This is a genomic window from Micromonospora jinlongensis, from assembly GCF_013410645.1.
GTDB lineage: Bacteria > Actinomycetota > Actinomycetes > Mycobacteriales > Micromonosporaceae > Micromonospora > Micromonospora zamorensis.
Window position 1 is genome coordinate 6,251,689 of record NZ_JACCHK010000001.1, and the last position, 23,763, is coordinate 6,275,451.

Annotated in this window: 16 protein-coding genes and 1 pseudogene; 16 read left to right on the forward strand and 1 reads right to left on the reverse strand. The window is 68.8% G+C overall.

Going from position 1 to position 23,763, the window contains the following annotated elements:
• The first annotated feature begins 129 nt into the window (after window positions 1-129).
• From HNR22_RS28200 to HNR22_RS28235, 8 genes are all read left to right on the forward strand, one after another.
• Entirely contained in the window at window positions 130-1,284 is a 1,155-nt protein-coding gene (locus HNR22_RS28200) for an ABC transporter substrate-binding protein (RefSeq protein WP_343059994.1), read from the forward strand.
• Window positions 1,285-1,288: 4 nt separating this feature from the next.
• The gene (locus tag HNR22_RS28205; protein WP_179782905.1) at window positions 1,289-2,269 is read left to right on the forward strand and encodes an ABC transporter permease subunit; all 981 of its coding nucleotides are present in this window, start codon (window positions 1,289-1,291) and stop codon (window positions 2,267-2,269) included.
• Window positions 2,269-3,096: a carbohydrate ABC transporter permease gene (locus tag HNR22_RS28210; protein WP_179782906.1), complete on the forward strand. Its 828-nt coding sequence runs from the start codon at window positions 2,269-2,271 to the stop codon at window positions 3,094-3,096. Before HNR22_RS28205 ends, HNR22_RS28210 begins: the two co-directional genes overlap by 1 nt.
• Window position 3,097: 1 nt before the next feature.
• Window positions 3,098-4,321, forward strand: a complete 1,224-nt coding sequence (locus tag HNR22_RS28215; RefSeq protein WP_179782907.1) for a mandelate racemase/muconate lactonizing enzyme family protein — start codon at window positions 3,098-3,100, stop codon at window positions 4,319-4,321.
• 100 nt (window positions 4,322-4,421) lie between these two features.
• On the forward strand, window positions 4,422-5,447 hold the full coding sequence (locus HNR22_RS28220; protein WP_179782908.1) for a zinc-dependent alcohol dehydrogenase: 1,026 nt from the start codon (window positions 4,422-4,424) through the stop codon (window positions 5,445-5,447).
• Window positions 5,444-6,205 (forward strand): SDR family NAD(P)-dependent oxidoreductase, encoded by a 762-nt coding sequence (locus HNR22_RS28225; RefSeq protein WP_179782909.1) that lies wholly within the window; start codon window positions 5,444-5,446, stop codon window positions 6,203-6,205. The genes HNR22_RS28220 and HNR22_RS28225 overlap by 4 nt, the downstream gene beginning before the upstream one ends.
• Window positions 6,202-7,080: an amidohydrolase family protein gene (locus HNR22_RS28230; protein ID WP_179782910.1), complete on the forward strand. Its 879-nt coding sequence runs from the start codon at window positions 6,202-6,204 to the stop codon at window positions 7,078-7,080. The genes HNR22_RS28225 and HNR22_RS28230 overlap by 4 nt, the downstream gene beginning before the upstream one ends.
• Window positions 7,077-8,057, forward strand: coding sequence for an aldo/keto reductase (locus tag HNR22_RS28235; RefSeq protein ID WP_343059995.1), 981 nt, complete (start codon window positions 7,077-7,079; stop codon window positions 8,055-8,057). The genes HNR22_RS28230 and HNR22_RS28235 overlap by 4 nt, the downstream gene beginning before the upstream one ends.
• A gap of 109 nt (window positions 8,058-8,166) precedes the next feature.
• On the opposite strand, the gene HNR22_RS28240 is transcribed toward HNR22_RS28235, so the two are convergent.
• Window positions 8,167-11,715, reverse strand: coding sequence for a ThuA domain-containing protein (locus tag HNR22_RS28240; RefSeq protein ID WP_179782912.1), 3,549 nt, complete (start codon window positions 11,713-11,715; stop codon window positions 8,167-8,169).
• A gap of 524 nt (window positions 11,716-12,239) precedes the next feature.
• Between HNR22_RS28240 and HNR22_RS28245 the strand changes: the two genes are divergently transcribed.
• The 8 genes and pseudogenes from HNR22_RS28245 to HNR22_RS28280 all read left to right on the forward strand — a co-directional run bounded on the left by HNR22_RS28245 (window position 12,240) and on the right by HNR22_RS28280 (window position 23,757).
• Window positions 12,240-13,751, forward strand: a complete 1,512-nt coding sequence (locus tag HNR22_RS28245; protein ID WP_179782913.1) for a sugar ABC transporter ATP-binding protein — start codon at window positions 12,240-12,242, stop codon at window positions 13,749-13,751.
• Window positions 13,748-14,719 (forward strand): ABC transporter permease, encoded by a 972-nt coding sequence (locus HNR22_RS28250; protein WP_088947080.1) that lies wholly within the window; start codon window positions 13,748-13,750, stop codon window positions 14,717-14,719. Before HNR22_RS28245 ends, HNR22_RS28250 begins: the two co-directional genes overlap by 4 nt.
• Window positions 14,720-14,721: 2 nt before the next feature.
• Window positions 14,722-15,705, forward strand: a complete 984-nt coding sequence (locus HNR22_RS28255; RefSeq protein WP_179782914.1) for an ABC transporter permease — start codon at window positions 14,722-14,724, stop codon at window positions 15,703-15,705.
• Window positions 15,706-15,717: 12 nt separating this feature from the next.
• Entirely contained in the window at window positions 15,718-16,899 is a 1,182-nt protein-coding gene (locus HNR22_RS28260; RefSeq protein ID WP_343059996.1) for a substrate-binding domain-containing protein, read from the forward strand.
• Between the two features lie 6 nt (window positions 16,900-16,905).
• Window positions 16,906-17,757 (forward strand): TIM barrel protein, encoded by an 852-nt coding sequence (locus tag HNR22_RS28265; protein ID WP_179782915.1) that lies wholly within the window; start codon window positions 16,906-16,908, stop codon window positions 17,755-17,757.
• 79 nt (window positions 17,758-17,836) lie between these two features.
• Window positions 17,837-20,227 (forward strand): ricin-type beta-trefoil lectin domain protein, encoded by a 2,391-nt coding sequence (locus tag HNR22_RS28270; RefSeq protein WP_343059997.1) that lies wholly within the window; start codon window positions 17,837-17,839, stop codon window positions 20,225-20,227.
• 558 nt (window positions 20,228-20,785) lie between these two features.
• Window positions 20,786-22,351: a pectate lyase family protein gene (locus HNR22_RS28275; protein ID WP_179782916.1), complete on the forward strand. Its 1,566-nt coding sequence runs from the start codon at window positions 20,786-20,788 to the stop codon at window positions 22,349-22,351.
• A gap of 101 nt (window positions 22,352-22,452) precedes the next feature.
• Window positions 22,453-23,757: pseudogene (locus HNR22_RS28280) on the forward strand (IS701 family transposase).
• Window positions 23,758-23,763 lie beyond the last annotated feature (6 nt).

Below are 23,763 nucleotides of genomic sequence, written 5' to 3' on the forward strand. Positions count from 1 at the left end.
CACTTTCAGAGGTGACAACTCATGAGACAGCGCGCAATATGGTCGGCCGTCTTCGTTGTTGGACTGGCCTTGACCGGCTGTGGAAGTGCTAGCGACTCGGGCTCGTCCAAGAGCTCCGAGGGCAAGTTGGTGGTGTGGGACTGGAAGTCCGGCGAGCCGTTCGCCAAGTCGTATCTGGACAAGGCGAAGGCTGACTTCAAGAAGAAGCACGCGGACGTCGAGGTCGAGTTTGTCGCGCAGCCCTTCGACCAGTACTACACGTTGCTGGGTGCGGCGATCCAGTCCGGTAAGGGCCCGGACGTCATGATGTTCAACGGCGGCGGCCAGATCCGTGACCGGGTGGACGCGCTGGTGCCGCTCACCGACTACGTGGCCGAGGACAAGCAGCGGCTGGCCGGTTGGGACGCCTTCACCAAGGACGGCAAGGTCTACGGCGGCCCGGTGACGCTGCAGGGCTACCCGATCTACTACAACAAGGACATCTACCGCAAGGCCGGCCTCGACCCGGCCAGCCCGGCCACCACCTGGGACAGGTTCGTCGCGGACTGCGCCGCCGTCGCCAAGGCCGGTTCCAAGTGCTTCGCCCTCGGCAACAAGGAGGGCGTCGGCATCCAGTTCTGGCTTTCCAGCATGGGGTCGGTCACCCTGACCACGGCGGAGTACGACGCCTGGATCACCGGCAAGCGCGACTGGACCTCGCCTAACGTGAAGCGGGTCTTCGAGCTCTGGAAGGAGACCGGCGACAAGAAGATGAACACGGACGGGGCGAACTCGACCGCCATGTTCAACGACTCCTTCGCGGCCTTCCAGTCCGGCAAGGCCGCCCACGTCATGGGCCTCATGTCGGACGTCGGGCACTGGAAGTCCTTCAACGAGTTCCTCACCCCGGAGAAGCTCGGCGTCATGAAGCCCCCGATCGTCACCGCCGGCACCACGCCGAGCCTGCCGTACGACGGTGGCATCGGCTACGCCGTTGCCAAGTGGACGAAGGACCCGAAGGTGGCCGCCGACCTGGTGCGCTCCCTGACCTCGGCCGAGGCGTTGAAGGCGTTCTACGCCGACGCGGGCGCCATCGCCGCCGACATCACGATCGACGTGTCGCAGGCCGGTCCGGCCGCCTCCACGATCGTGAGCGAGCTGAAGACCGGCAAGCCCGCTCTGCACGTCGCGCTCTCCTCGAAGACGATCGACCTGATGGGGCGCCTGTCCCAGCAGCTGCTCAGCGGTTCGATCACCGTCGACGAGGTGGTGAAGCAATTGGCCGCTTCCGACCAGGCGGGCTGACCTCGTGTCGATCGGAAACACGCAACCGTCGGTCCGCCTGGCTTCGGCCGGGCGGACCGGCGGCCCGGCGGCAACCTCCGCCGCGCACCGCGGTGGCACCCGTCCCCGTCGTACCCGTGGCGGCGCGGGGGCCGAGCGGTTCGCCCCCTACATCCTGGTCGCTCCGGCCGTCCTGATCATCGTGGCGCTGCGGCTCTACCCGCTGATCCTCGGCGTCAACTTCTCCTTCACCGGCGACGGTGCGCAGAACGGGACGGCTGTCGGTTTCGGCAACTATCGCGAGCTCTTCGCCGACCCGCTGTTCCAGACCGCGCTGAAAAACGTCGGGCTGCTGGTGCTGCTGCTGCCCGTGGCGGTGGCGATCCCCGGTCTGCTCGCGACGTTCATCTACCTCCGGGTGCCCGGTCACCGCTTCTACCGCAGCGTCTACTTCTTTCCCGCTGTGCTCTCACCGGTCATCGTCGGAGCGATCTTCAACCTGCTGCTCGCCTTCGACGGCCCCGTCAACGCCGTCCTCTCCTCGGTCGGTGTCGATCCGATCGACTGGCTCGGTGACCCGGGCATCGCGATGTTCGTGGTGGTCGGCGTGCACATCTGGGCCACCTTCGGCATGGCCCTGGTGGTGTTCCTCGCCGGTTTCGCCACTCTTGACGCCGCGCTGCTCGACGCCGCCCGGGTGGACGGGGCGTCGCTGCGCCAGGTGGTCTGGCACGTGATCGTCCCGAGCCTCTCGCGCACCATCCAGTTCGTCTTCGTGACCACGATGATCGGGATGCTGACCTCGATGTTCGGGCTGCTCTACGTCATGACCAGCGGCGGGCCGGAGGGGTCGACCTACCTGCCGGAGTTCTACATCTGGAAGCAGCAGGGCCAGATGAACCGTCCCGCTCTCGCGTCGGCCGCGTCGACGATCCTCTTCATGATCATGCTCGTGGTGGGGCTGTTGCAGATCAAGCTGCTCGAACGATCCGGAAAGGAGGATTGATGTCTCGCCTCCGCCTGGGCTGGTGGCTGATCGCCATCCCCATGTCGTTGCTCGCCCTGGCGACGATCTACCCCCTGCTGTTCACCGCCAACGTCGCGATGAAGACGCGCCGTGACTACATCCTCGACCGGTTCTCCCTGACCGACGCTCTGCGTTGGGAGAACATCAGCACGGCGTGGAACAGCGTCGGCATGGGCCGCTACTTCGTCAACTCGCTGGTCGTGGTGACGGTGTCGGTGCTCCTGCTGCTGCTGCTCGGGTCGATGGCCGGCTTCGCCCTGAGCCAGCTGCGGTTCCGTGGCTCGTCGGCGTTGTTCCTGGGCTGCCTCGCGGGGCTCTTCATCCCGTTCCAGGTGATCATGGTGCCGCTCGCCCGGATCATGGCCGACACGGCGCTCATCGACACGTACCCCGGTCTGGTCCTCGTCTACGTGGCCCAGTTCCTGCCCTTCACCGTCTTCCTGATGACGAGTTACTACAAGGGCATCCCGCCGGAGATCGTCGACGCGGCCCGGATCGACGGCAACACCGTGTACGGCGTGTACCGCCGGATCATGCTGCCCCTGGGCACCCCGGCGCTGCTGTCGGTCGGCATCCTCAACGCCCTGTTCTGCTGGAACGACGTCCTCATGGCACTGGTGATGATGCCGTCGGCCGAACACCGGACGCTGATGATCGGGGTGACCTCGCTGCGCGGGCAGTACTCCGACAACATCCCCACCTTCGCCTCCGGGGTGCTGATCGCCGCGATACCCGTCCTGTTGGTCTACCTGTTCCTCCAGCGCCAAATTGCCGACGGTGTAGCCGCCGGTTCCACGAAGGGTTGACATGCGCATCACGGGTTATCGGACGCTCACCACGGTCCAGGAATGGGGGCGGCCGGTCGGCGATGCCAACGGCGTCTTCGCCGACGGGGTGGTCCCGGTCTCGATCGTCGTCGTCGACACCGACGAGGGCATCTCAGGGGTCGGCCTCGGGCCGCACGTCGAGATCGAGCGGGTCTTCGCCGCCATCGAGGGCGAGGACCCGCGCGCGGTGACGACCCTCTACGACCGCATGTTGCGGCACACCTTCAAGGCGGGCCACGCGGGCCCGGTGTTCGGCACAATCGGCGCTCTCGACACCGCACTCTGGGACATCAAGGCGCAGGCCGCCGGTGAGCCGTTGTGGCGGCTGCTGGGCGGACGTGACCGGCGTGTTCCGGCCTACGCGTCCGGCCTGGACATCGGGCTGACCGACGACGAGCTCGTCTCCGAGTACGAGGTCTACGCCAGCCACGGCCTGCGGGCCGCCAAGCTCAAGGGTGGTCTCGACATCGAGCGCGACAGGCACCGGCTCTGCCTGGTCCGGGACGTCCTGACCGAGGCCGGCCACGGCCGGCGGCCGGGTCTGATGCTCGACGTGAACGAGGCATGGACCCGCAAGCAGGCCGTTCGGCACGTCTGCGAACTCGAACGCAGCCTGGACCTCATCTGGATCGAGGAGCCCGTCCGACGCTGGGACGCCGAGGGCCATGCTGCGGTGAGCAGAGGAGTGTGCGCGTCGGTCGCCACCGGGGAGAACCTCACCGGGCTCGAACAGTATCGCCCGCTGATCGCCGCCGGCGCGGTCGACGTCGTCCAGATGGCCGCCGTCTGGGGCGTCACCCACTTCCTGCGGGCGTCCGCCCTGGCACACGCCCACGACCTGCCGGTCAGCCCGATCGGCAACAGCCCGATCGGGCTGCTGCACGCCGCGACATCGGTGCCGAACCATCTGACCAGCGAGCTGCAGGACCTTCACCGACCGGTCGGGGTCTCCATCGACCTGCACGTCGAGGACGGTGCCTTCGTCCTCGGCGACTCACCCGGGCTGGGTGTCCGGGTCGACGAGGAGCTGATCCGGGCCGCCAACCGCCGCCCGCAGCCGCAGACGGCCGACAGCCCCAACGTCCGGCCCGAGCGGGCCGGCCGTCGCCTGCTGGCCGGGGTCGACGGCATCGTCCCCGGCCGCCAGGTGCCCGTCGTGTCGCTGAACTCGCACAACGACGTGACACCCACGGCACTGAGCTGACCACCACACCAAGGGGAGCGTGGGTGCACCGTCACGGCGGTGCGCCCACGACCATGCCGGTCGGCACGACCGACGTACCGACCGTCGAGACGGAGGATTGATGAAGGCAGTCGTCTACCGGGGGGCGCGCCACCTCGGAATCGAAGAACGCGAACCGGTGCCACCCGGTCGCGGCGAGGTGCGGATCGAGGTGGCCTACACCGGAATCTGCGGCACGGACCTGCACATCTACCACGGGGACATGGACGCCCGGGTCGGTGACTCCGCGATCATCGGCCACGAGATGTCCGGGCGGATCGCGGCCCTCGGCGAGGACGTCGACGGCTGGAGCGTCGGCCAGGCAGTCACCGTGATGCCAACCCGGCCGTGCGGACAGTGCGCCGCCTGCCAGCGCGGCAACTCCCACGTCTGCCACGCCATGAACTTCCTCGGCATCGACTCACCGGGCGCCATGCAGTCCTCCTGGAACGTGCCGGTGGAGCTGGCCCTGCCGCTGCCCGAGGAGTTGCCGCTCGACCACGCGGCGCTCGTCGAGCCGGTCGCGGTCGCCGTGCACGACGTCCGGCGGGGGAACGTGACCGCCGACGACCAGGTAGTCGTGGTCGGCGGTGGGCCGGTAGGTGTCCTCATCGCCACCGTCGCGCAGAGCCGCGGCGCACGGGTGCTCCTCGTCGAGCCGGACCCGTTCCGCCGCGAGGTGGCGGGCGGGATCGGGATCGAGGCCGTCGACCCGGGATCGACCGATGTCGTGGCACTTGTCAACGACCGCACCGACGGCGCGGGCGCCGACATCGCCTTCGAGGTGTCCGGCTCCGCGGCCGGCGTCACCACGGCGGTCGACGTCCTCACCACCCGGGGTCGGCTGGTGATGGTGGCGATTCACCCCAAGCCTCGCGAGGTGAACCTGCACCGGTTCTTCTGGCGCGAGCTGGAACTCCTGGGTGCCCGGCTGTACCAACGCGACGACATGGTGGAGGCGATCCGGTTGGTCGCCTCGGGCGCGATCCCGGCGCGACAGCTCATCTCCCGCGTCGAACCGGTCCAGGCGGCCGCCGACGCCTTCACGGCCCTGGAAGGTGGCGGCGTCATGAAGGTGCTGCTCGACCTGCGGGAGGGCACCCGGTGACTGGCCTGTTCGACCTGTCCGGACGGACCGCCGTCGTGACCGGGGCACGGCGCGGCATCGGCCTCGCCATGGCCGAGGCCCTGGCCCTCGCCGGTGCCGACATCGTCGGGGTCTCCGCCCAGCTCGAAGCGAACGGCAGCGAGGTGGAACGCCGGGTGCGGGCTGCGGGCCGCGGGTTCACCGCGCTGCGGGCCGATCTCGGTGACCGCGCGGCCGTGCACCGGCTGGCCCGGGACATCACCGCTCTCGGCCCGGTCGACATCCTGGTGAACAACGGCGGCACGATCGCCCGTACTCCGGCCGCGGAGCACCCGGACGAGATGTGGGACCACGTGATCGAGGTGAACCTCAGCAGCCAGTTCGTCCTGAGCCGGGAGATCGGCCGGACGATGGTCGAGCGGGGCCGAGGGAAGATCATCTTCACGGCGTCCCTGCTGAGTTTCCAGGGCGGAATCACCGTCCCCGGCTACGCCGCGTCGAAGTCGGGTGTGGCCGGTCTGACCAAGGCACTGGCGAACGAGTGGGCGGTCCACGGGGTGAACGTCAACGCCATCGCCCCCGGCTACATCGCCACCGACAACACCCAGGCGCTGCGCGACGACCCCGACCGTGCCCCGGCGATCCTCACCCGGATCCCGGCGGGTCGGTGGGGCCGCGCCGACGATCTCGGTGGCGCCGCGGTGTTCCTGGCGTCGGCGGCGTCCGACTACGTCAACGGAATCGTCCTGCCCGTCGACGGTGGCTGGCTGGGTCGATGACGGGCGCAGAGGCGCCCGGACGGGCCGGGATCGTCGACGCGCACCATCACCTCTGGGTCCGCGCACGGCACCCGCAGCCGTGGATCGACCCGGTGACCATGGCGGCCATCGACGCCGACTTCGAACCCGCCGACCTCGCGCCGGTGGCCCGGGCCGCCGGGGTGACCGCGACCGTGGTGGTGCAGTCCATCGCCTCGGAGGCGGAGACGATGGACCTGCTGGCCGTCGCGGCCGGGGACACCCTCGTCCGTGGGGTCGTGGGCTGGGTGGACCTGACCGCCGATGACATCGCCGAGCGCCTCGGACGCCTGCTGGCCGCCCCGGGCGGGGAACGCCTCGTCGGCATCCGCCACCTCGTGCAGAGCGAGACCGACCCGGCGTACCTGGACCGTCCGGACGTCCGCCGGGGGGTCGCGGCGGTCGGCGCGGCCGGCCTGGTCTTCGACCTGCTGGTGCGCCAACACCAGCTGCCCATGGCCGCACGCCTGGCGCACGACCTGCCGGAGGTGCGCTTCGTGCTCGACCATCTGGGCAAGCCCGCGTTGGGCCGTCCGGAGATGACCGAGTGGGCTCGCGGTCTGCGGGCGTTGGCGGCCTCGCCCAACACGACGGCGAAGCTCTCCGGACTGGTGACGGAAGTGGAGCGGTCGCCCTGGACGACGGAGGACCTCCGACCGGCCGTCGAGGGCGCGCTCGACACGTTCGGACCGGACCGACTGATGTACGGCTCGGACTGGCCGGTCTGCCTGCTCGCCAGCTCGTACCCGCGATGGGTCGAGGCGCTGGCGGAGTTGCTGGGCGACCACGACGGGACCGACCAGGCGCTGCTCTGGGGAGACACGGCACGTCGCGTCTATCGGTTGGAGGCGTCGTGAGGGTGCGAGCACTGCCGCGTCGCCCGGAGGTGCGTCTCACCGAGCTGGGCTTCGGCGCGGCCCAGGGTGGCAACCTCTACCGGGCCACGACGGACGAGGAGTTCGCGTCGGCGGTCGACACCGCGTGGGAGGCGGGCGTCCGGTACTACGACACCGCCCCGCACTACGGGCTCGGTCTGTCCGAGCGCCGGCTCGGTGCCGCGTTGCGGCACCGCCCGCGCGACGAGTACGTCGTGTCGACGAAGGTCGGGCGACTCCTGGTGCCGTCGCCGCAGGACGCCCACCTGCGGGACTCCGACGGGTTCGATGTTCCCGCGAGCCACCGGCGGGTGTGGGACTTCAGCCGCGACGGCGTCCTTCGCTCGATCGAGGCCAGCCTGGACCGGACCGGGCTGGACCGGATCGACATCGTCTACCTGCACGACCCGGATGACCACTGGGAGTGGGCCGTCAGGGAAGCCGTGCCGACCCTGGTCGACCTGCGTGACCAGGGTGTGGTGGGTGCCATCGGCGCCGGCATGAACCAGTCGGAGATGCTGGCCCGGTTCGTGCGGGAAGCCGACGTCGACGTGATGATGTGTGCCGGGCGGTACACCCTGCTGGAGCAGGGCGCGGCCGATGACCTGCTGCCTGCCGCCGAGAGTCGCGGGGTGGGCGTGGTCATCGCGGGCGTCTACAACTCGGGGCTGCTGTCGCGGGACCGGCCGCCGGCTGACGCCGTCTACAACTACCAGCAGGCCCCGGCAGAGCTGATCGATCGGGCGCGGCGGATCGCGAGGGTCTGCGAGACGTACGGGGTGACCCTGCCGCAGGCGGCACTGGCCTTCGTCCGCCGGCATCCGGCCGTGGTGTCGACGGTGGTCGGTGTGCGCAACACCTCCCAGGTCGCCGAGGCGGTGCGACGCTCGGAGGCCGTCGTGGCGGAGAAACTCTGGGACGCGCTGACGGCAGCTGGGCTGCTCGCCACGGCGCCCTAGGGTGACGCTCTGCTTTCCCGCCTGACGACGATGTCCCGGCCGGGACCGGCTCCGCTCATCGGATACCGGTCCCGACCGGGACATCATTCGCTACGGCGACAGCCGCGGGTCACACCGCGGTGAACCGCCACTGCTGGTTGGCAGCACTGTGGCAGGTCCACTGCAACAGTCGGGCGCCGTCGGTGGTGGCGGCGCCGTTGACGTCCACGCAGAGCCCGCTCAGCACGCTGCGCACCGTGTAGACCCCGGAGGTTCCCGTCGCGGTCGCGGTGAACTTCTGCTGGTTGCCGTTGTTGCAGGTGGCCTGCTGGAGGAAGGCACCCGCCGCGGTGGAGCTGCCGATCACCTCGACGCACTTGCCGCTGTGCACGGCCTTGAGGTAGACGGCACCGCTACCGGCGTCGACGGCCTGCCACTTCTGGTTGTTGCCCCCGGTGGCCGCCCACTGGGTGATCTGGGCGCCGTCGGCGGTGGAGACACCGCTGACGTCCATCAGCTTGCCGCTGTGCTGGGCCGTGACCGTCCAGGTCTTCCCCGCCAGGCCACCGCCGGTTCCGGGTACGCCGACGCCGGCGCCCCCGAAGGTGTGCGAGTCGAGGTCGAACCAGTTGTTGCCGCTGCCCTTGAACACCATGTAGAGCGTCTGGGTCCCGCTGAGCGCGGCAACGCTCACGGGTGTCGTGGACTGGTAGTTGTCCCAACCACCGGTGCTGGGCACCGGAGTCGTGGCCAGCAGCGTGCCGGTGGGTGAGCCGGCGCGCAGCTCGATCGAGCCTCCACCGGATGGCGACGACAGCCGGTAGCTGACTGTCGAGATGCCCGACAGACTCATCGGGCTGAACGCGATCCAGTCGTTGTTGGAGATGTCACCGACGCGCTTGGTGCTCTCCGCCGCCGCCTGGTCGACGACCCGGATGCCGGACTGGCTGCTGAAGTACTCGGACTGCTTGTGCTTCGGTTGCAGGATCGCCTGCGCGGTGCCGGTGAGCGGGGCCGCGCCCCCCGCACCACCGCTGTCGGTGTAGCGCGCGTTCAGCACGTAGAACAGGTTGGCGCCGTCCGGGTGACCACCGAGCAGGTCGGTGGAGATGGTGCCCGAGCAGCCCGGATACTCGGTGGTCTCGTGCGCGTGGTCGTCGTGACCGAGCGCGGGGTTGAGGACCACCTTCGAGCAGTCGACAGTGCCGCCGTCCGGGTCGGTCACGTTGATCTGGTACGACACCTTGTCACCGAAGGTGAGCATGCCGCCGTTGGATGGTGTGGTGATGGTGACCACCGGGGCGCTGTTGCCGACGGTGATCTGGACGTTGGCGAAGCCCGTCTTACCGGTGTTGTCGGTGACCTTCAACTGCGCGGTGTAGTTGCCGTTGGCGGTGTACACCTTCGACGGGTTCGCGGCCGTGGAGCTTGTGCCGTCGCCGAACGTCCACTGGTAGCTCAGCGTGTTGCCGGGGTCCGGGTCGGCCGTGCCCGCGCTGCTGAACTGGACGGTGAGCGGGGCGGTGCCACTGGTGGGTGTGCCGGTGGCCTTGGCGATCGGCGACCGGCCGCCCTGGATGTAGTCGACCCGGTAGAGCCCGGAGTCGCTGTTGCCGCCACCGAAGTTGGTGCCCCACTCCAGCAGGTAGAGCGAGCCGTCCTTGCCGAATTCCATGTCCATCGGCTTGTTGAACCGGGCCGTGGGCAGGAACGGGTTGGTGCGGGTCACCGCCGAGGCGGAGTCGAAGTGCACCTCCTTGATGTAGCTGCGCGACCACTCGTAGAAGAAGTGGACGCCGTCGTAGTAGGGCGGGAACTTCGTCGCGGACGGGTTCGCGGGGTCGTACCGGTAGACCGGCCCGCCCATCGGCGCGGAGCCGCCGGAGCCGAGCTCCGGGAAGGTCGGCGAGGTGCCGTAGCCGTACCACATGTTGGGTGCGACGACCGGCTTCAGGCTGGTCAGGCCGGTGTTGTTGGGGGAGTTGTTGACCGGTGCGGAGCAGTTGAACTTCGAGCCGACGACGCCGGTGTCCGGGTTGAACGGCGCGTAGGGCTGGTTGTCGCCGTGGCAGAACGGCCACCCGTAGTTGCCGGGCGTCTTGATCACGTTGAGCTCGACCAGGCCCTCGGGGCCGCGGTTGGTGGTGGGCGGGTTGCGGTCCGGCCCGTAGTCGGCCAGGTAGACCCAGCCGGTGGCCGCGTCGATCGAGAAGCGGAACGGGTTGCGGAAGCCCATCGCGTAGATTTCCGGCTTGGTCTGCGCGGTGCCCTGGGGGTACAGGTTGCCCGACGGGATGGTGTAGCTGCCGCTGGCTCCGGGCCGGATGCGCAGCAGCTTGCCGCGCAGGTCGTTGGTGTTGCCGGCGGTCCTGGCGGCGTCGAGGTTGGACTTGCCCGACCGCCAGTCCAGCGGGGCGTAACCCTGCCAGTTGGGGTCGAGGTTCGGCGGCGTGTCGTCGCCGGTGCCGATGTAGAGGTTGCCGTCCGGGCCGAACTCGATGTACCCGCCAGTGTGGCCGGGCTCCGGGAACGTCCGGTCACGGTACGCCGGGATGTCGATGATCGTCACACCGCTGGACATGTTCAACGTGTCGCCGGAGAGCGTGTAGCGGGAGACGCGGTTGACGTCGGTCGTGCTGCTCGCCGGCGAGTGGTACAGGTACACGTACCCGTTGGTGGCGAAGTTGGGGTCCAGCGCCATGCCGGTGAGACCGTCCTCGCCGCCGGTGTAGACGCTCAGCGTGCCGGCGGTGACCGTGCTGTTGGTGGAGGGCTTGAAGATCTTCAGTTGCCCGCCGCGTTGGGCGTAGAGCACCCGCCCGTCGGGGGCCACTGCCATCGCCATCGGGTCGACGGTGTTGTCGTCGAGGGTGCGCTTCTCGAAGTTGCCCCAGACGGTGCCGCCGCAGTCGCCGGCGACGTTGCCGGCGGCCCACCGGACGCCACCGAGGACGTGGTTGCGGAAGTTCGTCTCGCTGTAGGAGTCGATCGCGTGGCCCATCGCGGTGGCCCACACCCGTCCACCACCGGCGTTGCGGCACCAGGAGATCGGGTGGTCCGGGCCCATCGCCCGGGACCCCGGGTTGTACGTGCGCTCGTCGGCGGTCACCAGGACGTGCACGTTGCCGCGCGGGTTGGTGTCGAAGTTGTACCACTCCTCGCTGCGGTTCCAGCGATCCGGCAGACCGGCCGTCGACGGGTGCTGCTTGTCCGCGACGATGGCGGTGCCGGGCAGCACGCCGGGGGAGTGTTCGGGCATGTGGGCGCCGCCGTTGATGGTCTGGTCCCACCACGGGTACTCCGACTCGATGCCCATGTCGGTGGCGTTGTGGACGCCGACGATGCCCTTGCCGCTGGCGAGGTAGCCCTCCACCGCCTGGCGCTGCGCCGCCGAGGTCCAGACCATGCCGGAGGTCTGGAACATGATGATGACGTCGAAGGTCGCCAGGTTGCTGGCGGTGAAGACGCTGGAGTCCTCGGTCGCCACCAGCTCGAAGTTGTTCGCCGCCGCCTGCTGCTGGAACATGGCGATCCCGGCGGGGATCGAGTCGTGCCGGTAGCCGGCGGTCTTGGTGAACAGCAGGGCGCGGAAGGCCGGGGCCGCCGATGCGGGTGGGGCGAGTCCGAGCGACAGTAACAGGCCGGCGATCACCGCGATGATCAATGTATTGCGACGCATGCCGTCTCCTAGGTTGGGCGGTCGTGGGGATTGCGATCACGGGCCCTACGGTGCGTCAGGTTGTGCCTGGACGCCTGGGCGGGCACGAGCGCGCGCTGGGCTGTCCTCGTGCCGTTCGCCGAAACGGCAGTCAGACCGGCAGGACGTCACACAGCGTGATGGTGGCCGTGGTTGTCGTCCCGTGGCCCGCGAGGTCAGGATGAGCTAGAGATCGATGTGTGTCAATCAACGAGGGTAACATCCGATGTCCTGCCCGGTGGACGACGGCCCTGAGCGGCTCCCTGGTTGCGGCGCCACTGTCGATCAAGGACCGGCCTGGCAGTCGGCCTAGATCGAGGATTGCGGAGCCGCATCCAAACATCTATCTTCATACGTGTGATGTTTCGCCGATGTCAAGAGAATGTTTGCAACGCGCGAACGTAAGCCGCCTCCGTTCCTACGAAAGTTTGATGTCCAGCGCTTCAAAGTCACCGTAGTGTGGCATTGAACGCTGTCGATAACTACTGTCTGTGAGGGCACTCGGGATGTCAGACTCGCGGCCGGTGCCGCTGCTCACCCTTCGGGGTATCGGCAAGTCCTTCCTCGGAGTACGCGTTCTCGGCGATGTCGACTTCGATGTCGCGCCAGGCGAGGTCCATGCCGTCGTCGGTGAGAACGGCGCAGGGAAGTCGACCCTCATGAAGATCGTCTCGGGCGGGTACTCGCCGGACGAGGGCACTGTCGAGTTCGCCGGGGAACCCCGGGTGTTCCGTGGTCCGCGCGACGCGCAACGGGCCGGCGTCGGCATCATCCACCAGGAGTTCAACCTGCTCCCGGAGCGCACCGTCGCCGAGAACGTCTACCTCGGCCACGAGCCGGTCCGCCGCGGGTTGGTCGACCGCCGGGCGATGCTCGACCGCACCACGCGACTGCTCGCCTCGATCGGGGAGACCACGTTGCCGGCGGACGCCCGGGTGGGGCAGCTCGGCGTCGCGCAGCAGCAGGTCGTCGAGATCGCCAAGGCACTGGCCCTGGACGCGCGGCTGCTCATCATGGACGAGCCGACCGCCTCGCTGGCGGACCACGAGGTCGAGCTGCTCTACGGGTTGGTGCGCCGACTCCAGGAGAGGGGCATCGGGCTGCTGTACGTCTCGCACCGGCTCGCCGAGGTCTTCGACCTGTCCAGTCGGATCACCGTCCTGAAGGACGGTCGCCGGGTAACCACAGTGGACACCGCGGACACCACGGGCGACCAGTTGGTGCGGCACATGGTCGGCCGGGAGCTCTCCAGCTACTACCCCGACCGGGCCAGCCCCGACGACCTGGGCCCGGTGCGGGTCACCGTCCGCGACGCGGGAAACCGGAAGCTGCGCGGCGTCAACCTCGAGTTGCGTGCCGGCGAGGTGCTCGGCGTCGGCGGCCTGCAGGGCTCCGGGCGTTCGGCGCTCGCCCGCGCGCTCTTCGGGGTGTCGCCGTTCACGACCGGCGAGGTCACGCTCGACGGCAGGCCGCTCCGGCTGCGCTCGCCACGCACCGCGATGCGGGCCGGCATCGCCTACGTCACCGAGGACCGCAAGGGCGAGGGGATCGTCCCCCGACAGTCGGTCCTCGACAACACGCTGCTCGCCAGCCGTGCCGTGTTCGCGATTCGCTCCGGCCACGCCGCCCGCACCGTTCGCGCCCGCGAGCTGCTCGCCGCCGTGGAGGTCCGAGGCGCCGGCGACGACCAGGAGATCCGCTTTCTGTCCGGGGGCAACCAGCAGAAGGTCGTGCTGGCCCGATGGCTCGCGCTCAACCCGCGGATCCTGCTCTTCGACGAGCCGACCCGGGGTATCGACGTGGGCGCGAAGTCCGCCATCCACGATCTCGTCCGTCGTCTCGCCCGCGACGGCGCTGCCGTGCTGATGATCTCGTCCGACCTGCCGGAGCTGCTGGGGATGAGTGACCGGATCGTCGTCCTGCGCGACGGCCGCATTGTGGGCGAGTTGCCCGCCGGCGCGTCCGAGGAGGACGTCGTCGCGTTGGCGGTCGGGACCGCGCGGGAGGCCGCTGCATGAGCGCCCTGTCGCTCCTTCCGGCCCGCCGTCCCGTACCGGGCGTCTTCGTGGCCCTGACCCTCACCCTCGCGATCGGCTGGCTGGTCGTCCTCGTCGACGGCGGTCAGCTCTTCAACCAGTCCACGACGGTGAGTCTGCTGCACGTCGCCGCCGGCCTCGGGCTCGTCGCCGTCGGACAGACCCTGGTCATCCTGGGCGGCTCGCTCGACCTGTCGGTGGCGTACGTGATCAGCCTCAGCACTCTCGTCGCGGCCGAGACGATGAACGGCAGCGACGGCGCGTTGGTGCCGGCGATCGGCCTGGCGCTCGCCGTCAGCGCTGGTGTCGGGTTGCTCAACGGGCTCCTCGTCACCAAGTTCCGGGTCAACGCGTTCATCGCGACCCTCGGCGTCGGTCTGCTGCTCAAGGGTTACCTGGACAACGGCTACGACGGCCCGGCCGGCACGACCTCGCCCACGCTCGTGCAGTCTCTCGGCTACCAGCGCGTCGGCCCGGTGCCACTGTCGTTCCTGTTGCTGATCGCCGTGACCGCGGCGGCCTGGTTCGCGCTCTCGCGGACCCGCTTCGGCCATCACCTGGTCGCCGTCGGCGGCGACCCGGAGGTGGCCCGGCTCTCGGGTGTCCGCAACGACCGGATCCTCGTCACCGCCCACGTGCTCTGCTCGATGTGTGCCGGGCTCGCCGGCATCTACCTGGCCAGTCGGCTCGGTTCGGGCGCTCCCCGGGTGGGCACCGAGGGTCTCTACGACCTGGAGTCGATCGCCGCCGTGGTGATCGGCGGGACCGCCCTCGCCGGTGGGCGCGGCGGTGTCATCGGCACCGTCGGTGGGGTGCTGCTGCTCGCCAGCATCGACGCCATCTTCAACCAGCTCGAGGTGGATGCCTTCTTCAAGCAGGTGATCCGGGGCGTCATCATCATCGCCGCGGTCGCCGTCTACGCCCGCAGGGCCATGCGAAAGGCGGCCTGACCATGCAGACCGTCCAGCCCCGTTCGCTGCCGCTGCGTCTGCCGCGGGTGCGCCCCGGTGGCGTCCTGCCGATCCTCGCGATTCTCGCGGTGCTGCTGGTGCTCGTCGGCATCCGGCAGCCCGACTTCCTGTCCCCGCCGTCGCTGATGTCCTTCCTCGGTCGTTCGGCGCCGATCATCCTGCTCGCCGCCGGTCAGTACTTCGTGATCGTCTGCGGTGAGTTCGACCTCTCCGTCGGTTCCCTGGTCACCGCGCAGGTGGTCGTCGCCGCCCGGCTGATCGACGGAGACCCGGCGCGTACCTGGCCGGTGGTGCTGCTCCTGCTCGCCTTCGGAGCACTCGTCGGGCTGGTCAACGGCCTCATCACCACACGGCTGCGGGTGCCGTCGTTCATCACCACCCTCGGCATGTTCCTGATCCTGGTCGGGGCGGTCTACCTGTGGTCCGACGGTGCCCCGAAGGGTGGGCTCTCCGAGGAGTTCCGGCGGTTCGGCCGGCGCGCCTTCGAGGACGTGCCGGTGCTCGGCCGAATGCCGTACGCGCTGCTGGTCCTGTTGGTCCTGGCGGTGGTGGCCGTGCTGCTGATGCGGTCCGACTTCGGCCGGACGCTGGTCGCCGTCGGCGACAATCCGCGCACCGCCGAGTTGAGCGGCGTACGCGTCTGGCGTACCCGGACCATCGCCTTCATCCTCAGCGGGCTCGCGGCGGCCGTGGCGGCGATCCTGCTGGGCGGCTACAGCGGCGTCTCGTTCCAGGCCGGAGCGGGCCTGGAGTTCGGTGCCATCACCGCGGTCGTCCTCGGTGGCGTCGCTCTGGGCGGGGGTCGCGGCGCGGTCGTCGGCGCGATGCTCGGGGCGCTGACCCTCGAACTGCTCTTCGCCCTCATGAATTTCTACGGCGTCTCCGGCGCCCTCAGGTCGACCGTCCAGGGCGGGATCATCCTGCTCGCCGTGGCGGTCTCCGCAACTCGTTCTTCGTCGAGATAAAGGGGAACCATAGTGCGACGTTTCATGGCGGCGCTGGCCGCTGTCACGCTGCTGTCCGTCACCGCCTGTTCCACCGACGAGCCGGCCGCCGGCCCCTCGGGCAGTGCCCCTGCCGCCGGTTCGGGCACCGGGGACCAGTCGAAGTTCTTCGTGCAGGCCGATTACGACGCGGAGCTCGCGCTGCTCGACGCCGCCGCCACGGGCCCGGCGGACAAGCCGTGGGAGCAGGTGCTCAACCCGACGATGGTGGACACCGCCAAGTTCAAGAAGGCGGGCCCGCACAAGATCTGCTTCTCGAACGCGGCGTTGAACAACCCGTGGCGGCAGGTCGGGTTCAAGACCATGCAGGCCGAGGTCGAGGCACAGAAGAGCCGCATCAAGGAGTTCGTGCACGTCGACGCCGAAGGCAAGGACCAGAAGCAGATCGCGGACATCAACGACCTGCTCGGCAAGGGCTGCGACGCGCTCATCGTCTCGCCGAACACCACCGCCACGCTGACCCCGGCCGTCGAGGCGGCCTGCCAGGCGGGTCTGCCGGTCATCGTCTTCGACCGTGGCGTCAACACGAAGTGCCCGGTGACCTTCATCAACCCCATCGGCGGTTACGGGTTCGGTCATGTGGGCGCCGAGTTCGTCAGTCAGAAGATGAAGCCCGGCGGCAAGGTCCTCGCCCTGCGGATCCTGCCTGGTGTCGACGTCCTGGAAACCCGGTGGTCGGCGGCGAAGGTGGCGTTCGACAAGGCGAAGGTCGACGTCGTGGGTGTCGAGTTCACCGACGGCGACCCGGCCAAGACCAAGAAGATCGTGGACGACTACATCCAGCGTTACGGCACGATCGACGGTGTGTGGATGGACGCCGGAGCGGTGGCCGTCGCGGCGGTCGAGGCGTTCCAGGACGCGGGCAAGCCCGTCCCGCCGATGAACGGTGAGGACCAGCTCGACTTCCTGAAGATCTGGAAGGACAAGAACCTCACCGCGATCGCGCCGACCTACCCGACCTACCAGTGGCGTACGCCGATCATCGCCGCACTGCGGATTCTCGACGGCGAGCAGGTCTCCAACCCGTGGAAGCTGCCGCAGCCGACCGTCACCCAGGACAACCTGGACCGGTACCTCGATCCGGGCATGCCGCCGCTGCACTACGCGATGTGCGGCTGCACCGACCTGCCCGGTTACCCGCAGCGCTGGAAGTAGGTTCGGGTGTACGCCATCGGTGTCAACCCCTGGGTGTGGGCCTCGCCGGTCGACGACGAGGCCCTGGCCGAGCTGATCCCACGGATCGCCGCGTTCGGCTTCGACGCTGTCGAGTTGCCGATCGAGCAGCCCGGTGACTGGGACCCGGTCCGTACCCGGGACCTGCTGGCGGCGCACGGCCTCGTCGCCGCCGGGGTCTGCGCGGTCACCCCGCCGGGGCGGGACCTGGTGGACGCCGCACCGGCCGTCGTGGAGTCGACGGTGGCGTACCTCATGGGGTGCGTGGCGAGCGCCGCGGCCGTCGGCGCTGGATGCGTCGGCGGCCCGGTGTACGCCTCGGTCGGCCGCACCTGGCGGATGTCGGCGACGGCTCGCGCCGCCTGCTACAAGGACTTCCGGCGGGCCCTGGCGCCGGTGGCCGAGCTGGCGGGCGAGTGCGGCGTGAGCATCGGCGTCGAGGCGTTGAACCGCTACGAGACGAGCGTCGTCAACACGATCGAGCAGACGGTCGAGCTGATCGACGGCCTACCGCCGAGCGTCGGCATCATGATCGACACCTATCACATGAACATCGAGGAGGCCGACCCCTACGCGGCCCTCGCGGTCGCCGGCCCGCACATCAAGCACGTCCAGGTCAGCGGCACCAACCGGGGCGCTCCCGGTGCCGACCACTTCGACTGGCCCCGTTTCTTCACGGTCCTGCGGGACACCGGCTACCAGGGCGCGATCTGCATCGAGTCGTTCACGGCGGAGAACGAGACCATCGCCACCGCCGCGGCGATCTGGCGCCCGTTGGCACCCTCACAGGACCGCCTCGCCACGGACGGCCTGCGCTATCTCCGGGAGACCCTCGGGTAGCCGCCCGCCCGACCGCCACGCCTCCCGCCCGTCGAGGCGTCCCTTCCCCATGCCCTCCGCACGTCAGGAGCACCGTCCCGTGTCCTCTTTCCCTCCTCTGCGCCGGCTGTTGGCCGGCGCCGCCGTGACGGCGGTGACCGCAGTGGCCGCCGTGACATTCGCGGCCACCCCGGCCGTCGCCGCCACCACCACGCTCTACGCGTCGCCCACCGGCAGCGGCACCAGCTGCTCCGCCAGCCAACCGTGCTCGCTGACCGCCGCCCAGGCTGCGGTGCGGTCGCAGAACAGCTCCATGTCCGGTGACATCGTCGTGGAGCTGGCCAACGGCACCTACCGGCTCACCTCACCGATGCGCCTGACCGCGGCCGACTCCGGCAACAACGGCTACCAGGTGATCTGGCGGGCGGCGCCCTCCGCCCGTCCGACGATCACCGGTGCCCGGGCCGTCACCGGTTGGACGCAGGTCGACTCCGGCAGGAACATCTGGCGTGCCAACGTCGGCGCCGGGCTGGACTCCCGCCAGCTCTACGTCAACGGGGCAGTCGCCACCCGGGCGCGCACCGCCGTGAACCGCTCCGACTTCACCTTCACCACGGCCGGCATGCGGTTCAGCAACAGCGCGCTGAGCTACCTCAACAACCTCGGCAACCAGAACCGGGTCGAGGTGGAGAGCATCGGCTCGTTCACCGACCGGTACTCGCCGGTGCAGAGCATCAGCGGCAACTTCCTCACGATGCAGCAACCCGCGTGGAACAACAACACCTTCGGGTTCGACACCCTCTCCAGCCCGCACCGCGCCGGTCCGTTCTATCTGACCAACGCGTACGAGTTCCTGGACTCACCGGGGGAGTGGTATCTCAACCCGGGCAACGGCCAGCTCAACTACATCCCGCTCGCCGGGCAGAACATGAGCTCCGTCAGCGTGGAGTTGCCGCAGCTCCAGTCCCTGGTCAACGTCGGCGGCACCTACGACGCGCCCGCGCACCACATCTCGTTCAACGGCATCACCTTCACTGGCACCAGTTGGCTCGGCCCCAGCAGCAGCAACGGCTTCGCCGACCAGCAGACCGGCGCGCACCTCACCGGCACCTGGGCGCGTCCGTCCGATGCGCTGACCTCCTGCCAGGCCGGCTGCCCCCAGTTCGAGGCCACCCGGCCGAACTGGAATCAGATGCCCGCCGCCGTACAGGTGTCGGCCGCCAACACCATCACCTTCAGCGACTCGCAGTTCGTCAACCTCGGCCAGACGGCCATCGGCATCGGTAACGACGCCAACGCCCACGCCAGCGGTGTCGGCCTGGGCGCCAGCAACATCACCGTCACCCGATCCGAGATCGCCCGGAACTCCGCCGGCGGCATCGTGGTCGGCGGCGTACGCGCCGACGCGCACCACCCCGGCGACCAGCGGATGCTCAACCGCAACATCACCGTGAGCAACAACCGGGTGCACGATCTCGGCCTGGAGTACCGGGGGGTCGTCTCGATACTGGCCACCTACGTGAACACGTCGCTGATCTCGCACAACGAGGTCTACAACATGCCGTACACCGGTCTGTCGGTCGGCTACGGCTGGGGCGCCAACGACGCCGGCGGTAGCCAGCACTACGCGAACCGGGGCCTGTACAACTACCAGCCGCGCTACACCACGGCGACCACCGCGGCCAACAACCAGGTCATCGGCAACTACGTGCACGACGTCATGCAGCAGATGACCGACGGCGGGTGCATCTACACGCTGTCGGCGAACCCGGGCGGCACCATCAACGAGAACTACTGCCTGCGGACCAACGGCTGGTTCGGGCTCTACTTCGACGAGGGTTCCCGCTACTACACCGCCCGCAACAACGTGTTCTCCTCCACCGGCACCTGGGCCACCGCCAACTACTGGTACGCGGAGAACATGGGCAACTTCACCGTCACCAACAACTGGTCGACGAACAACTCCACGAACGTGACCAACGGCGACCGCGGCAACGTGGTCAACGGCAACGTCACGGTCACAGGAGGCAGTTGGCCGTCGGGCGCGCAGACGGTGATCAACGCGGCGGGCGTGCAGAGCGGCGGCGGCACCAACCCACAGAACGTGCAGATCGTGGGCGTCCAGTCGGGCCGGTGCGCCGAGATCGGCAACTCCAGCACGACCAACGGCACGCAGGCCCAGATCTGGGACTGCATCAGCTCCGCCACCAACCAGCGGTGGACCCATACCGCCAGCCGACAGCTCATGGTCTACGGCACCAAGTGCCTGGACGCCTCCGGCCAGGGGACCACCAACGGCACCACAGTGGTGATCTGGGACTGCAACGGCCAGGCCAACCAGCAGTGGAACGTCAACGCCAACGGCACGATCACCGGCGTGCAGTCCGGCCTGTGCCTCGACGCGAACGGCGCCGGAACGGCGAACGGTACGAAGTTGATCCTCTGGTCCTGCAACGGCGGCACCAACCAGCAGTGGCAGCTGCGCAGCTGAGACAGCGGCGTGCGCCGACAGGTCCGGGCCGGGGCGAAGGCGCCCCGCCCGGACCTGCCCGGTTACGGCTCCTCGACCACGGTCAGCCCGCCTGAGACAACCGGCCCAGTGGGACCTCGTCGATCATGAAGTTATTGCCATCGACAGCGGCGTGTCGGGGCAACAACTTCATGATCGCCGGGGTCTGACCGGGTGGTCCCGGGGACGGCTCGAAGGTCCACCGCGGTCGGCGCTGGTGTGTCGTCGCCGTCGCAACTCCCGCCTCGCGTCAGGCACTGCAACAAACCTGCAAGCGCTAACCCTTGCCTTGAGGGAAACCGCTTTCCTACGATTGCGTTGCATCGATGTTTCATTCATGAGCCCGGGTGATCGCATTTAGAGCGATGCCAGCAGTGGGTGTCGATTGCGCGACGCCCGCCGCATTCACCAGGGGCAAGGGGATGTCGAGGACAGTCAGGCGATTGACTACCGCCAATTTCTCAGACGCGAGGTGCCGGCCGGTCGCGACGACCGTCGCGTTGCGTCGGAAAAGACCAGACGAATGCGAAGTGAGGCGAGATGAGACGAGCAGTTTCGGTACGACTACCGGCAGCGCTGGCCACGGCAGCCGTGGGGATCGCGGTCGTGGTTGCCATGCCGACCCCTCAGGCGTCGGCGGCGGTCGGCAGCGCCACCGGCTACGCCACCCAGAACGGCGGGACCACCGGCGGCGCGGGCGGGCAGACGGTGCGGGCCACCACCGGCACGGCGATCCATGCGGCACTGTGCGGCCGGGCCAGCAGCAGCACCCCGATCACCATCGAGGTCACCGGGACCATCAACCACGGCAACACCACCAAGGTGTCCGGTTCGAGCTGCAACACCGCGGCGGGCGTGATCGAGCTCAAGCAGATCAGCAACGTCACCATCATCGGGGTCGGCAGCGGAGCCGTCTTCGACCAGCTCGGCATCCACATCCGCGATTCCAGCAACATCATCATCCAGAACGTGACCATCCGGAACGTCAAGAAGTCCGGCTCGCCCACCTCCAACGGTGGAGACGCCATCGGCATGGAGAGCACGGTCCGCAACGTCTGGGTCGACCACGTCACCCTGGAGGCGTCGGGAGGGGAGTCCGAGGGGTACGACGGCCTCTTCGACATGAAGGACAACACGCAGTACGTGACCCTGTCCTACAGCATCCTGCGCAACTCCGGTCGCGGCGGCCTCGTCGGCTCCAGCGAGAGCGACCTCTCGAACGGCTTCATCACGTACCACCACAACCTGTACGAGAACATCGACTCCCGTACGCCGTTGCTGCGCGGTGGCACGGCCCACATCTACAACAACCACTACGTGAGCCTGCACGAGTCGGGCATCAACTCCCGGGCCGGCGCCAAGGCCAAGGTGGAGAACAACTACTTCCGTGACTCGAAGGACGTCCTCGGCACCTTCTACACCAACGAGCGCGGCTTCTGGCAGGTCAGCGGCAACATCCTCGACAACGTGACCTGGTCCGGCACCGGCAGCGAGAACTACCCCGCCGGCCCCAACCTGACGTCCACCACCACGGTCAGCATCCCGTACCCGTACAGCCTCGACGGCGCGAGCTGCGTGCCGGACATCGTTCGGCAGACGGTGGGCGCCAACACGGGTCTGAGGGTGTCGAACGGCAGTTGCTCGCCGCAGACCCCGCCGCCGACCACACCTCCGCCGACCACGCCCCCACCCACCACGCCGCCGCCGAGCACGCCGCCGCCGACCACGCCTCCGCCCAGTGGGACCAATCTCAGCCTGGGTGCCAGTGCCGACGGCTCCAGCAAGGCCAGCGGGACGAGCTACGGCAACGTGCGCGACGGCAACATCAGCAGCTACTGGTCACCGGCCGGCTCGACCGGCTCCATCTCGATCAAGTGGGGCTCGGCCACACGGGTTTCCCGAGTGATCATCCGTGAGCCGTCGGGAACCCAGGGCTCCATCGGGTCCTGGCAGTTGGTCAACCACGACACCGGCGCCGTCCTGGCCTCCGGCAGCGGGGCGGGCTCCATCAGCTTCTCCGCTACGTCGTTGAGCAAGATCACCTTCAAGATCAACAGCTCCAGCGGTACGCCCCGGGTCGGCGAGTTCGAGACGTACGCCAGCTAGTACTCCAACGTCATTTGGCTTCGGCGTTGGGCGTGGCGCCGGCATAGGACGGCCACCGCGTTGATCATCGATGGTTTGTGAGGACAACCGAAGATCGTGCGGTGGCCGTGTGCCGCAGCGTAGACCCGACCGGGTGGCGGGTCATCCTGGACGAGGCGGTGACACGTGTCGCGGACCGGTTCGTGCGGGCGGAGCCCCGTCGGACCGCCGGGCAGTTCGTGGAAGGGCTGCTGTCGGACGTGGAACGTAAGACCTGCTGGTCGTTGGCCGAACGGGCGGGTCACGACGATCCGCAGGCGATGCAGCGGCTGCTGCGTACGGCGGTGTGGGACGCCGACGCCGTCCGCGATGACGTGCGTGATTGGCTGATCGAGCAGCTCGGCCACCCCGACGCGGTGCTTGTCGTCGACGAGACCGGCTTCCTGAAGAAGGGCGTGTGCTCGGTCGGGGTGCAGCGGCAGTAGACGGGCACCGCCGGGCGTGTCGAGAACAGCCAGGTCGGGGTGTTCCTGGCCTACGTGTCACCGGCGGGGCGGGCGATGATCGATCGCCGGCTCTACCTACCCGAGACATCCTGGTGCGATCGCCCCGACCGTCTCACCGCCGCCGGCGTCCCGGACGACGTCGGGTTCGCTACGAAGCCTGCCCTGGCACGGCAGATGATCGCCGCTGCGCTGGACGCCGGTGTCCCGGTCGGGTGGGTGACTGGCGACGAGGTTTACGGCGCCCACCCCGGCCTGCGCGCTGACCTGGAACGCCGCCGGATCGGCTACGTCCTGGCCGTCGGCTGCGACCGACGCGTGCACGTCAACGACGGCCGCACTTCGATCCGCGTCGACGACCTCGCCGACCGGATACCCACCGCCGAGTGGCAGCAGCACAGCTGCGGATCGGGAGCGAAAGGTCCCCGCGACTATCCGTGGGCCTGGGTCACCACCGCCACCAGCGCCGGTGAGCACCGGTGGCTGCTCATCCGCCGCAACCGAACCACCGGCGAGCTGGCCTTCTACCTGTGCTGGTCACCTCGCCTGGTGCCGCTGCACACCCTCGTGACCGTCGCCGGATCCCGCTGGAGCATCGAGGAGTTGTTCCAAACCGGCAAAGGCCAGGTCGGCCTTGACCACTACCAGGTCCGCGGCTGGACCGGCTGGCACCGGTTCATCACCCTGGCCATGCTCGCCCTGGCCGTCCTGACCATCCTCGCCGCCACCACCGCGCAGCAGCCCGACCCCGACCCGGAGATCATCGCGTTGACCGTCGCCGAGATCCGCCGACTCCTCAACGCCTTCGTCCTCGCCCTGCCACTACCCCCAGCGCACACCCTGCATTGGTCCACCTGGCGACGAACATCCCAAGCCCGAGCCCGGCGATCCCACTACCAGCGCAGGCTCGGCCACTTAGCTTGAAACTTA